We start from the raw sequence: 12,109 nt of genomic DNA, 5'->3' as shown, positions 1-12,109 counted from the left end.
GGGCTACTGCGTCTTCGCGTCCTTCACATTGGCGTCGGCCTTGGCCTTATCGGCGTCGGCCTGAGCGTCGGTTTTCTTCTTGTCCGCCTTGGCTTGCGCGACGGACGCTTTCTTATCCGCCTTCGACTGCTCCTTGGCCGCCTTCTTGTCGGCATGGGTAACCGGCGCCGCAGCCGGATCGCTTGCCTGCGCGAAGGCAACCGACGACAGGCAACCCGCGATCAACGCGGCCGAAATTCTGGACTTCATGGACAGAGTGATATTCATGCGATACCTCCGTGAAACGAGATGCCTGGACCTTGCGATCCTTCAAACGCGATCGGTCGAGGCGGCGGCGCTGGCAACCTGTGCCGCCCCGCCACCGCCTTGACGCTCAGCCTCGGTCTTAGTGCTTGACGTCGGCGCCGTCCGCCTGAACGCCCGCCTGGCCCTGCATGTCCATCTTCATTTCATTGTTGGCGGCCTGTTTATCCGCCTTCTGATTGATCTTGGCGCCGCGCACCTCTTCCTTGTACTGCGCCTTGGCGGCCTTCTGCTGGTCCTTCAGCTCGGCCTTTGATGCCTTCTTCGACGCGCGATATTCAGCATTGGCCTTCGCATTGGCATCGCGCTTCTGCACCAGCGGGTCGGTCGAACCCGACGCCGTCAGGCGTGCCGGGGGCGGTGTGACCGGCTGCACGCCCTGCGCGGAGGGCGCAGCGGGCGCAACGCCGGCGCCTTGCATCTGGACTTGCGGCTGGCCGTTGACACCCTCGGCCGGTTGCGCAGTCTGCGCAACGGCTGCGGTAGCCGCAAACGCGGTCACGGCGGCGGTCAGGGCGGTATTGATCAGAAGCGTTCGAATTTGGGTCATGACTAATCCTCTCTAAAGTTGTTGTGACGCGGGCGACCTGTCCGGCATTGCGCATTCTCGAGCCGCTTTGCAAGCTTGCTCTGCGTGCCTCGCCCGGTCTGCTCGCTGCCAGATAAATCCAGCAGGCTTTACCACTGACCTGCACTTTACGAGTGAAGTTCGTGTCTTACGACCGGTGTTACGCAACGTTTCACTTTCTGACAATCGCATAACATCTGCTTGCAGATACTCACGCGAAGTCGGCGCACACCGCGAACTTCATCCAGGGCAAGCTTCTGGCTTATGATGCGAACCCCTTGCCTGAAGGCGCAAACGCCATGCCCAACCTAGATTTCACCCTCACCGGCGACTACGTCGAACTGCATAATCTGCTGAAGATAACGGGGCTCGCGGACAGCGGCGGCTCGGCAAAAATGATGGTGGCGGACGGTGCGGTCACCGTAGACGGCCGGGTCGAAACGCGTAAAACCTGCAAAATCCGCGCGGGCCAGGTCGTCTTGCTCGGCGACACGCGGATTGCGGTTCACGAAGCCTGACGCAACGCCCCGCCACTCTGCGGTTTCCGAAAACTCGGAGGAGGCGCGCGCACCAAAATCGTGCCTTCTCCATCGACAGCGCCGCGCCTAAGCAATAAGCTGTCAGTTTCGACAGACAAACAATCGGCTGACACTTCCGGCTGGCGGTTGCTTCGTGCGCTTATTTCGTGCGCTTGCTTTGTACGCTTGTTTCGTACGATTGCCTCGTGCGTTCACCAAGGCCCACCGAACCGCTGCCCTCGCCACCGCCCGCGCGACTACCGCGCCCGCCGTCGCGCTGTCGCCACTTCCGCTGCCAAGCGCTCCATGACTCAATCCGGCTTCACCCGGGTGGCCGCCCGGCCGCCGACCCTGACCCGCCACGCGGCGGACACTGCCCGCCTCGCCGCGCCGCTCGCCATTGCGCAGCTCTCGCAAATGGCCATGGGCGTGACCGACACGATCCTGCTCGGCTCGCTCGGCCCCGACGCGCTCGCGGCCGGCGGCCTCGGCGCAAACCTGTTTTTCGTGGTGGTCACGCTGCTGCAAGGCGTGCTGACCTCCGTCAGCGTGAGCGTGTCGCACGCGCGCGGCGCAGAGGACGAGGGCCGCGTGCCGCACATCTACTGGACCGGTTTCGCGCTGTCCGTGCTGCTGTCAGTGCCGGCGTTCTTCCTGCTCTCGTTCGCCACGCCGATCCTGCTCGCTTTCGGCGAACCCGCGCTGCTCGCGCACAACGTCGGTGAGTACGCAGCGGTGCTGCGCTGGGGGTCGCTCGGCAGCCTGATCGGCGTCGGCCTGATGCGCTCGTTCCTGCCGGCCATCGGCGCGGCCAAACGGCTGTTGTGGGTGTCGCTCGCGAGCGTCGGCGTGAACGGTTTTCTCAACTATGGGCTGATTCACGGCGCCTATGGTTTGCCGCAGCTCGGCTTTCTCGGATCGGCGGCCGCGACTTCCATCACCGTCTGGCTGAGCGCGCTCGTGCTGATGGCGCTGTTGCATTTGCGGCCGCGCTACCGGCACTTCGTCGTCGCCACCCGGCCGAACGTGCCGTTGATGGGCGAACTGTTCGGCATCGGCTGGCCGGTCGCGATCACCTACGGTGTCGAATCGACGCTCTTTCTCGCCACCGGCCTGATGGTCGGGCTGCTCGGCGAGTCGCAACTGGCTGCGCATCAGATCGCGCTGAACGTCGCCTCGGTGGCCTTCATGGTGCCGCTCGCGATCGGCCAGGCGGCCAACGTGCGAGTTGGCTTCTGGTCCGGCGCCGGCCAGCCGCTCGCCGCGCGCCATGCGGGGTTTGTCGCGCTGGCGCTCGGCGTCGCCTTCATGACGCTGTCGGGGCTCGTGCTGATCGCCGCGCCGCACTGGATCGTCGGCCTCTATCTGCATCTGGACGATCCGGCCAACGCGGCCACGGTCGCGCTCGCGAGTTCGCTGCTCGGCGTGGCGGCGATCTTCCAGATCGTCGACGGCATGCAGACGGTCGGTTCCGGCTGTCTGCGCGGCCTGAAAGACACTCGTGTACCCATGATCGCCGCCGCGTTCGGTTACTGGGTGATCGGTTTCCCAACCGGCTACACGCTGGCGTTTCACTTCGGTCTCGGCGCGCGCGGCTTGTGGTGGGGACTCGCCGCCGGTCTCGCGAGCGTCGCGCTGCTAATGACGCTGCGCTTTCACAAACTGAGCCTGCGGCGCGTGCCGGCCAATCCCGTTTGAACGATGCCCGACTGGTTGCACGCGCAACCACCGGCGCACGGGAAATTCGCCGCGAACGGTAAAATACCGTGTTCCGGCGCATGGACGCGCACCCGCGTCCATGCGCCGAAAACCCACTCGCGCGCCTCAAAAAGGCCCGCGCAGCCCGAAGGCTCATCACCCGCCATCACGGCTTGCCGCGCTCACGCGGCAGACTCCCGCCAGCGCGCCGCCAACGGCGGCGTGCCGCCCGACCGACCCTGCTTCTCGCGATAAAACATAATCAAGGAACACCTCTCATGCTTGCCCGCGTCACCCGTCTCTTCCCGCTCTGGGCCGTGCTCGTTTCGATTGCCGCGTACTGCTCGCCCGCCTCGTTCTCAGGCATCGCGCCGCACGTCACCACGCTGCTGACGATCATCATGCTGGCCATGGGCGTCACGCTCTCCGTGGCCGATTTCCAGCGTGTCTTCACGCGGCCCGCGCCGGTGATCGCCGGCATCGTGCTGCACTATCTCGTCATGCCGCTCGCCGCGTGGGTGATCGCCAAGGCGTTGCGCATGCCGCCGGACCTCACGGCCGGCATGGTGCTGGTGGGCAGCGTGGCGAGCGGCACCGCGTCGAACGTGATGATCTACCTCGCGCGCGGCGACGTTGCGTTGTCGGTGACGATCAGCGCGCTGTCGACCCTTGTCGGCGTATTCGCGACGCCGCTGCTCACGCGTCTCTACGTGGACGCCTCGATCGCCGTCGACGTACACGGCATGCTGATGAGCATCCTGCAAATCGTCGCGTTGCCGATCGTGGTCGGCCTGATCGTCAATCATCTGTTCGGCAAAATCGTGCGCAAGATCGAACCGGTTCTGCCGCTGATCTCGATGGTCGCGATCGTGCTGATCATCGGCGCGGTGGTGGGCGGCACGCAGAAGAGCATCGCGTCGGTCGGCCTCGTGGTGATGCTGGGCGTGGTGCTGCATAACGGCATCGGCCTGCTCGGCGGCTATTGGGGCGGGCGTCTGCTCGGCTTCGACGAAGCCGTGTGCCGCACGCTCGCCATCGAAGTGGGCATGCAGAACTCGGGCCTCGCCGCGACGCTCGGCAAGCTCTATTTCACGCCGATCGCGGCGTTGCCCGGCGCGCTGTTTTCGGTGTGGCACAACCTGTCGGGCTCGCTGCTCGCCGGATACTGGGCAGGACGTCCCGCGAAAGGCTCGACGCATATGGACGGTGAGCAGGTGTTGAACGCCGAACGCGGGTAACAGCGCGAGCGGCGCGCTTGCTTCGCGATCCCGGCGCGCGCCGGCATTGAATTTCGGGTTCTGCCGATACGTTCACGACGCATCCGTAGAACCCGCAACGCGAGCGGCGCATCGCGAGATGCATCGGCCGGACGGCGTATAAGATCAAAAAGCAGAACAACAACCAGAACGAAAACCCGCCCGCCTGATTCCCCTTAGAATGCATTTCTCGACAGCGTGAATAGCTCGCGCGCTGTCGCCATGAGAAGCCTGCAAACCAGGGGAGAAAGCGTGCCGTCGCATCCAGATAAAAGCAAAGCCGCACCGCAACGCCATTGCGCGTTCAGCACCCCCCAGCGCAAGAACGCCTGGGGCACCACGAGACATTTCTTCCTGCTGTGCTGCGCAACGGCACTATTGACCGCCTGCGCCACCAAGCCGCCGGCCACCGAGTTCGACCGTCACGTCACGCACGCCCTGCCTGTCACGGAAACCACGCCGCTTCGCACGGCACTCGCGCCGCTCGAAGCCGCGCATCCGGATCAATCCGGTTTCCGGGTCCTTCCGAACGGCACCGACGCCTTGCAGATGCGCATTGCGCTCGCGCGCGCCGCGACCCGGACCCTCGACATGCAGTACTACATCGCGAACGAGGACACCACCGGCAAGCTGCTGCTCGGCGCCGCGCTCCTTGCGGCCGATCACGGCGTGCGGGTGCGCATGCTGGTCGACGATCTCAACTTCAAGGACATCGACCGCGTGATGGCGGGCTTGAACTCGCACGAGAACATCGAAATACGCGTCTTCAATCCGTTCGGCAGCGCGCAGCAAGGGATGTTCGAACGCACCACGAACGTGTTCACGCAAATCGGCCATTTCACGCGCCGCATGCATAACAAGGCGATGATCGCGGACAACCAGCTGGCGATCGTGGGCGGCCGCAATCTTGGCGACGAGTATTTCAGCGCGAGCGAAACATTGCAATTCCGCGACCTCGACGTGCTCGCCGCCGGCCCGATTACCGCCGACGTCTCCGCGAGTTTCGACGACTACTGGAACAGCAGCATCTCCTATCCGTTGCGCGTGCTGAACAAGCAGAAGTTCGACGCGAAGGAATTGGACCAGACACGCGACGAGTTGCGCCAGCACTGGCGCACCAACGCCGATCCGTACAACGCGAAGCCGCTGAACGCCACCCCGCTCGCCTCGCAGATCGCCAAGGATCAACTCGGCCTGACCTGGGCGCGGGCGGAGTTCAAGGCGGACCTGCCGGAGAAGATCGTCCATCCGTCGCCGGACTATGTGAGCCCGCCGATGCAACGGCTCGGCGAATTGATGCGCGACGCGCAGAAAGACTTTCTCGTCATTTCGCCTTACTTCGTGCCGCACGAAGCCGGCGTGAAGACGGCCGGCGAACTGACGCATCGCGGCGTACGCATTGCCGTGCTGACCAATTCGCTCGCCGCCACCGACGCTGTCGCCGTGCAGGCCGGCTACAGTCCGTTTCGCGTACCGCTGCTGCAACAGGGCGTCGAGTTATACGAATTCAAGCCGCAGCAGAACACGCCGCGCGTGGGCTTCGCAGGCTCGCGTTCGCGCGCCAGCCTGCATGCCAAAACGTATGTGATCGATCGCAAGATTCTGGTGATCGGCTCGATGAACCTCGACCCGCGTTCGGCCAATCTGAACACCGAACTGGCGCTGGTGATCCACAGCCCGCCGCTCGCCGACCAGGTCGCGCAAATCTTCGAACGCGCCACGAGCCCGGAGGAAAGCTATCGCGTCACGCTCGCCGACGACGCGCAACTCGCGTATCTGCGTTCGATCGGCGCGCCGCTCTCCCCGCTTGTGTGGACCGACGTCGAAGACGGCACGCGCCGCACCTACATTTTCGATCCCCAGGCCGGTTTATACCGGAATGCGCTAACAGGTCTATTCTCCCTATTGCCCGTCAACGCAGAACTTTGAAGCGGAGTTGAACATGACTGAAGACGTACGATTGGAGCGCGACACGTTCGGCGAAATCGCCGTGCCGAACGCTCGTCTATGGGGCGCGCAAACTCAGCGCTCGCTGCAGAATTTCCGCATCTCGACCGAGAAGCAATCGCCCGAACTCATCACCGCGCTGGCCGTCATCAAGCGCGCCGCCGCCGAAGTCAACCTCGGCCTCGGCGTGCTCGACGAGAGCAAGGCAAAGGCGATCATGCAGGCCGCGGACGAGATCATCGACGGCAAGCACCCGGAGGAATTTCCGCTCGCCGTGTGGCAGACCGGTTCCGGCACGCAGACCAACATGAACCTCAATGAGGTGATAGCGAACCGTGCAAGCGAGCTGCTCGGCGGTGAGCGCGGCGAAGCGCGCAAGGTGCATCCGAACGACGACGTGAATCGCGGCCAGTCGTCCAACGACGTGTTTCCAACCGCCATGCACGTGGCCGCGGCCTATGCGATCGTCAAGCATCTGCTGCCGGCGCTGAAGACGCTGCGTGACACGCTCGACGGCAAGGCGAAAGCGTTCGTGGGCATTGTAAAGATCGGCCGCACGCATTTGCAGGACGCCACGCCGCTTACACTCGGTCAGGAGTTTTCGGGTTACGTCGCGCAACTCGAACACGGCATTCGTCACGTCGAATCGGCGCTGCCGCATCTGTACGAGCTCGCGCAAGGCGGCACGGCGGTCGGCACGGGTTTGAACGCGCATCCGCAGTTCGCCGACAAGGTGGCCGCGGCAATCGGCAAGCTAACCGGCTTGCCGTTCGTCTCGGCGCCGAACAAATTCGAAGTGATGGCCGCGGCCGACGCGCTGGTGTTCGCGCATGGCGCGTTGAAAACGGTGGCGGCGAGCCTGAACAAGATCGCCAACGACGTGCGCTGGCTGGCAAGCGGCCCGCGTTGCGGCCTCGGCGAACTGTCGATTCCGGAGAACGAGCCGGGCAGCTCGATCATGCCGGGCAAGGTCAATCCGACCCAATCCGAAGCATTGACGATGCTGTGCTCGCAGGTGTTCGGCAACGACGTCGCGGTGAATATCGGCGGCGCGAGCGGCAACTTCGAATTGAACGTGTTCCGGCCGATGATCGCGCACAACGTGCTGCAATCGGTGCGCCTCCTTGCCGACGGCGCGCACAGCTTCAACGACAACTGCGCGGTCGGCATCGAGCCGAATCACGAGCGCATCGATACCCTGCTCAATGAATCGCTGATGCTGGTGACGGCGCTCAATCCGCACATCGGCTACGACAAGGCCGCGAAGATCGCCAAGAAGGCGCACAAGGAAGGCACCACGCTGAAGGCGTCGGCGCTCGCGCTCGGCTTCGTCACCGAACAGCAGTTCGACGAATGGGTGCGGCCGGAAGACATGGTCGGGCATTCGTCGGCGTGATCGGCCGCGCCGCTGCGCCTGGGGCCGCCGGATCGAGTGACCCGGCCGGCGTGCTTTGAGCCGCTACGGTGATTTGGACACCGTGTCTGGAAGTACAGCAACAGCAGGCCGGCGAACACAACATTCGTGCGGGCCTGCGAGCGGCGCTTCAGGGCGCCGCTTAAACCTTCCCCTGCGCCACTTCTTCCGGCTTCAGTTCGACGATCGCGTCGAGCGCTTCCTTCACGTCCATCGCGTACCGGGCAAGACGCTTCTGTTCGTCCGTCTCCGGCACGAAGGCCGGCACGGGCACGGGCTGGCCGTTCTCGTTGACGGCGACCATCACGATCAGGCAATCCGTGGTTTGCAGCAACTCGCCGCCCTTCGGGTCGCCGGCCTGCACCGAAACGTGAATGTGCATGCTGGTGCGGCCCGTCGCCACGACCCGAGCGCGCAACTCGACCAGATTGCCGACCAGAATCGGCCGACGAAAGCGGATATTGCCCACGCTGACCGTCACGCAATAGCGCCCGGACCACACCGCCGAGCACGCGTAAGCGGTCTCGTCGATCCACTTCATCAGCGCGCCGCCATGCACCTTGCCGCCGAAGTTGACCGAGGTCGGTTCGGCAAGAAAGCGAAAAGTGGTTTCGGAACGGTCCAGCGGCGCTGCGGCAGGGGTGCTCATCTTGACTCCGGTCAATCGATGCATTGAAAGGAGGCGATTATACGAGCGCAATATTGACCTCGTCTCCCGCGCCGGTTGAGGCGTCAGATCCGGCGAGAGTGCATCTTGAGCTTTTCGGGGCGCTTTGGTTTCGTGTCCGAGATCAACTTGCCTCGACAAGCTCGGAAGCGCTCTCGCTTCGCGGCGCGCCGGCCGACATGAAACGCTCGCGATAATCCAGCGGCAGCACGCCGAAACGCCGTAAAAACGCCCGCCGCAGATTCTGTTCACTGCCAAAACCACAGTCCAACGCAATCCGCTTGAGCGGCCGGCGCGACTCGGCGAGGGCCCGCGAAGCCGCTTCGAGCCGCAGCGCCGAGACGGTTTTAGCCGGCGTGCGGCCGACTTCATCGACATAGCGGCGCGCAAACGTGCGCGGGCTCATGCGGATTCGCTCGGCGAGCCGCTCGACCGACAGGTCTTCGCGCAGATGCGCCGCCATCCAGCTGTGCAATGCCTCGAACGGACCGTTCGCCGAGGCCTGTGCCGCCAGCGCCGCGCTGAACTGCGACTGACCGCCGGGCCGCTTCATGAAGACCACCAGCCGCCGCGCGGCCTGCATCGCAACGGCGTGGCCGAGGTCCTCCTCGATCAGCGCCAGCGCCAGATCGATGCCCGCCGTCACGCCCGCCGAAGTCCACACGACGCCCTCGCCTTCACGGCGGCCCACATCGCGGATGAAGATCGGATCGGCGTCCACCTGGACGCTGGGAAAGCGCTGCGCGAGGTGCGGGGCGTCGCGCCAATGCGTGGTAGCGCGGCGGCCGTCGAGCAGGCCGGCCGCCGCCAGATAGAACGCGCCGGTACACACCGAGCACACGCGCCGCGCCCGCGGGGCATGCCGTCTGATCCATGCGACGAGTTCGGGCTGGAGTGTGCAGTGCTCGTCGACCGGGACGCCGGGAATGATCAGCGTGTCGATCGGCCGGTCGTCGAGCGAATCGAGCCGTTCGGTGACGATCGGCAGACCGGGGAAAGTCTGCAATATGCCGCCGTCGATCGAGGCGACCGTCGTGCGATAGGCCACGGCTTGCGCGGGGCTGCCGGTCGAACCGGCCGCTCTACCCGAGCTCCCCGCGCTGGCGCTTTCAGCAGGATTCACGACGCCAGAAGTGCCGCCACCGGCGGTCGCGGCAACCGTCAACTCCGCGCGCCAGAACGCCTCCAACGGCCCGCAGGCGTCGAGCAGCACCAGATCCGGCGCGACCGCGAACACAATATGACGCGCCACCATCAGGACACCTCCCTCGCCACCTGCCGCCTGCGCGACCACGCGTAGCCTAACGTGGCAAGCGCCGCCGCGCCGAGCAGCGGAAATATCGCGGCATTGATCGTCGCCCAGCCGAAGCGGGCCAACAATTGACCCGCGAACAGCGAGCCCAGCGCGGAGAACGCGAAAGTTGTGAATTCGCTGGCCGCCTGCGTCTTGGCGCGCTCCGACGGCCGGTACGATTGCGCGAGCAGCGTCGAGCCGCCGACGAACATGAAATTCCAGCCCACGCCGAGGCAAGCAAGCGCCGCGTAGAAATGCGGCAGATCGGTCGAACGCAGGGCGAGTACCCCGCACAGCGCCGACAGCGCGATGCCCACGCCGATCACCGGCAGCACGCCAAAGCGTTTGATCAGCCGCGCGGAAAATAGCGACGGCGCGAACATGCCGACCAGATGCCACTGGATGATCGCCGCGCCGTCGCCGATCGTGTGGCCGCAGGCGAGCGCGGCGATCGGCGTGGCGGTCATCACGAACATCATCACCGCGTAGCCGAGCGCATTGTTGGCGAGCGCCGCCGCAAAGATCGGCTGCCGCACGATTTCGCCGAGCGGCCGCGCCGCTTCATGACTCGCCGCCGTGCTCACGGCCGGCGCCGCGTCGCGATACAGCAGCGCCAGCAAGGCGACCGACACCAGCCCCAAACCCGTCACGAGCGCGTACGAACCCGCGAACGCGACCGGTGCCAGCCAGTCTTTGCTCCATGCGGCAAGAAGCGGTCCGCAGACGGCGGCCACTACGCCGCCCGCCAGCACGGTTGAAATCGCGCGGCTTTTGTCTTCTATGCCGACGGCGTCGGCTGCGGCCAGCCGGTAATACTGCGCGAACGCCTGGAATACGCCGACCGTCGCCGTGCCGGCGCAAAAAAACCAGAAACTGTGGTGAAAGATCGCCCATACGGAAACCGCACCGCCGAGCGCACCGACGCCCGCGCCCAGCACGAAACCCGCGCGGCGGCCAATGCGCGCCATCAGGAAAGACGCGAAGATCGTCGTTAGCGCGGCGGCGACCGTGATCAGCGAGAAGGGCAGCGTAGCGAGGGCTTTGTCCTCGGCGAGCGTGTAGCCCACGAGGCCGGTCAACGTCAGATCGATCGATACGGATGAGGTGTACAGCGCCTGGCATACGGCCAGCACGCGTGCGGCGCGGCGGTCGTGCGGATCGGCGTCGCGCAGGCCGGTGGAGTGGGCGGGAAAGGTGGAAGCGGCGGACGGTGGCATCGATAGGTTCCGGGCGGCGGACGTGAGATGGCCTGATCGTCACACGGGCGCCGTTGGCAGAGATGACAATCATGCATCAATTTCTGCCAGTCGCTGCGGTTGTCCGCGGTTGTCCGCGGTTATTTGCGTAAGCGCCGGCGAGCCGCCTATTTGCGCACCGTGACGCCTTCGTCGATCGTGCCGTACATGGTGATGCTGCCGGTGCCCGCGCCCGAAGACGAACCAGCGCCGCCCTGCGCGCAGGCGCTGATCAGCAGGGCCGCGGCAATCACGGCGAGAAGAGTTTTCATGACAACGTATTCCTGCAAGGACAGACAACAATTCTAGCCTGGCGGGTCTGCGCGACATCGAAGCGCTGGCTGGGACGCACGCGTTCGCTGAAGGCCCGCGTCTTCGCCGGGTTTTCGTAACTGCCGCATTCGACAGTTCACGCTAAGCTGAAACATCGAATCGGCTGGCCCGATACAGTGGGCTGCATGGCGCCCTGCCCGCGCCGCCCCAGGAGACGCCAAATGACCGCCACCCTCGCAGACGAACAGAACCATTTTCCCGGCTTGAGCCGTATCGGCGCACTGCTCGCCGATCCCGGCCGAGCCGCGATGCTGTGGGCGCTCATGGACGGCAGCGCCCGCCCGGCGGGCGAACTGACCATGATCGCCGGACTGTCGCCGTCCGCGGCCAGCGCCCATCTCGCGCGTCTGACCGACGGCGGCCTGCTCGCCCTCGAGGTGCGCGGCCGGCATCGCTATTTCCGGATTGCGTCGCCCGACATCGCCGCGTCGATCGAAGCGCTTGCCAACGTCGCGCAGGTCAGCGCGTCGCAACGTCCGGTGCCGCGCCCCGTGCGCACCGTGCCGCTCGACATGCGCTACGCGCGCACCTGCTACGACCATATGGCGGGCGAGCTGTCGGTGCGCGTGTTCGAGCGGCTGGTCGCGCGCGGCCTGCTGACGCTGCACGGCACGTCGCTGGAGGCCACCGCCGACGGCGCCGCCCGCTTCGCCGACTGGGGCATCGACATGTCGGCGCAGAAAAGCCGGCGCCGCCGCTTCGCCTGCACCTGCCCCGACTGGAGCGAGCGGCGTCCGCATCTGGGCGGCGCACTCGGCGCGGCGCTGCTCGACTCGTGGTCGTCGCATGGGTGGGTCGAACGCACGGAGCGGCCGCGAATCCTGCGCATCACGCCGGCCGGGCATCGGCATTTCGATGCGTTCCTCGCCACCTGAT

At 65.4% G+C, this 12,109-nt stretch carries 12 protein-coding genes; 6 read left to right on the top strand and 6 right to left on the bottom strand.

Annotated features, from left to right (window positions below):
• Window positions 1-3 precede the first annotated feature (3 nt).
• Both AC57B1_RS35165 and AC57B1_RS35160 read right to left on the bottom strand, forming a co-directional pair.
• On the bottom strand, window positions 4-267 hold the full coding sequence (locus AC57B1_RS35165; protein WP_091792532.1) for a hypothetical protein: 264 nt from the start codon (window positions 265-267) through the stop codon (window positions 4-6).
• Between the two features lie 118 nt (window positions 268-385).
• Complete coding sequence (locus AC57B1_RS35160) at window positions 386-853, bottom strand: hypothetical protein (protein ID WP_496420006.1); 468 nt, start codon at window positions 851-853, stop codon at window positions 386-388.
• A 317-nt stretch (window positions 854-1,170) separates the two neighbouring features.
• Between AC57B1_RS35160 and AC57B1_RS35155 the strand changes: the two genes are divergently transcribed.
• The 5 genes from AC57B1_RS35155 (at window position 1,171) to fumC (ending at window position 7,686) form a co-directional block, all read left to right on the top strand.
• A complete protein-coding gene (locus AC57B1_RS35155) occupies window positions 1,171-1,389 on the top strand; it encodes an RNA-binding S4 domain-containing protein (protein ID WP_011489423.1) in 219 nt (72 codons plus the stop codon).
• Window positions 1,390-1,695: 306 nt separating this feature from the next.
• A complete protein-coding gene (locus tag AC57B1_RS35150) occupies window positions 1,696-3,087 on the top strand; it encodes an MATE family efflux transporter (protein ID WP_496420005.1) in 1,392 nt (463 codons plus the stop codon).
• 278 nt (window positions 3,088-3,365) lie between these two features.
• Window positions 3,366-4,325, top strand: coding sequence for a ketopantoate/pantoate/pantothenate transporter PanS (panS, locus tag AC57B1_RS35145; protein ID WP_091792529.1), 960 nt, complete (start codon window positions 3,366-3,368; stop codon window positions 4,323-4,325).
• Between the two features lie 240 nt (window positions 4,326-4,565).
• Window positions 4,566-6,272 carry a phospholipase D family protein gene (locus AC57B1_RS35140; RefSeq protein ID WP_496420004.1) on the top strand — a complete coding sequence of 569 codons (1,707 nt, stop codon included), beginning with the start codon at window positions 4,566-4,568 and terminating at the stop codon, window positions 6,270-6,272.
• Between the two features lie 13 nt (window positions 6,273-6,285).
• Window positions 6,286-7,686 carry a class II fumarate hydratase gene (fumC, locus tag AC57B1_RS35135; RefSeq protein WP_091792528.1) on the top strand — a complete coding sequence of 467 codons (1,401 nt, stop codon included), beginning with the start codon at window positions 6,286-6,288 and terminating at the stop codon, window positions 7,684-7,686.
• A gap of 160 nt (window positions 7,687-7,846) precedes the next feature.
• On the opposite strand, the gene AC57B1_RS35130 is transcribed toward fumC, so the two are convergent.
• The 4 genes from AC57B1_RS35130 to AC57B1_RS35115 all read right to left on the bottom strand — a co-directional run bounded on the left by AC57B1_RS35130 (window position 7,847) and on the right by AC57B1_RS35115 (window position 11,172).
• On the bottom strand, window positions 7,847-8,353 hold the full coding sequence (locus AC57B1_RS35130; protein WP_091792527.1) for an acyl-CoA thioesterase: 507 nt from the start codon (window positions 8,351-8,353) through the stop codon (window positions 7,847-7,849).
• A gap of 142 nt (window positions 8,354-8,495) precedes the next feature.
• Entirely contained in the window at window positions 8,496-9,626 is a 1,131-nt protein-coding gene (locus AC57B1_RS35125; RefSeq protein ID WP_496420003.1) for a GlxA family transcriptional regulator, read from the bottom strand.
• Window positions 9,626-10,882: an MFS transporter gene (locus AC57B1_RS35120; RefSeq protein WP_496420002.1), complete on the bottom strand. Its 1,257-nt coding sequence runs from the start codon at window positions 10,880-10,882 to the stop codon at window positions 9,626-9,628. Before AC57B1_RS35120 ends, AC57B1_RS35125 begins: the two co-directional genes overlap by 1 nt.
• A 146-nt stretch (window positions 10,883-11,028) precedes the next feature.
• The gene (locus AC57B1_RS35115; RefSeq protein WP_177204935.1) at window positions 11,029-11,172 is read right to left on the bottom strand and encodes a hypothetical protein; all 144 of its coding nucleotides are present in this window, start codon (window positions 11,170-11,172) and stop codon (window positions 11,029-11,031) included.
• 222 nt (window positions 11,173-11,394) lie between these two features.
• On the opposite strand from AC57B1_RS35115, the gene AC57B1_RS35110 reads away from it, so the two are divergent.
• Window positions 11,395-12,108, top strand: a complete 714-nt coding sequence (locus tag AC57B1_RS35110; RefSeq protein ID WP_496420001.1) for an ArsR/SmtB family transcription factor — start codon at window positions 11,395-11,397, stop codon at window positions 12,106-12,108.
• Window position 12,109: the final 1 nt, after the last annotated feature.

This window comes from Paraburkholderia sp. BGA-UO-ETr-F21 (assembly GCF_059567925.1).
The sequence above is the reverse complement of the archived record's forward strand: the minus strand, read 5'-3'. Positions and strand labels throughout refer to the sequence as shown.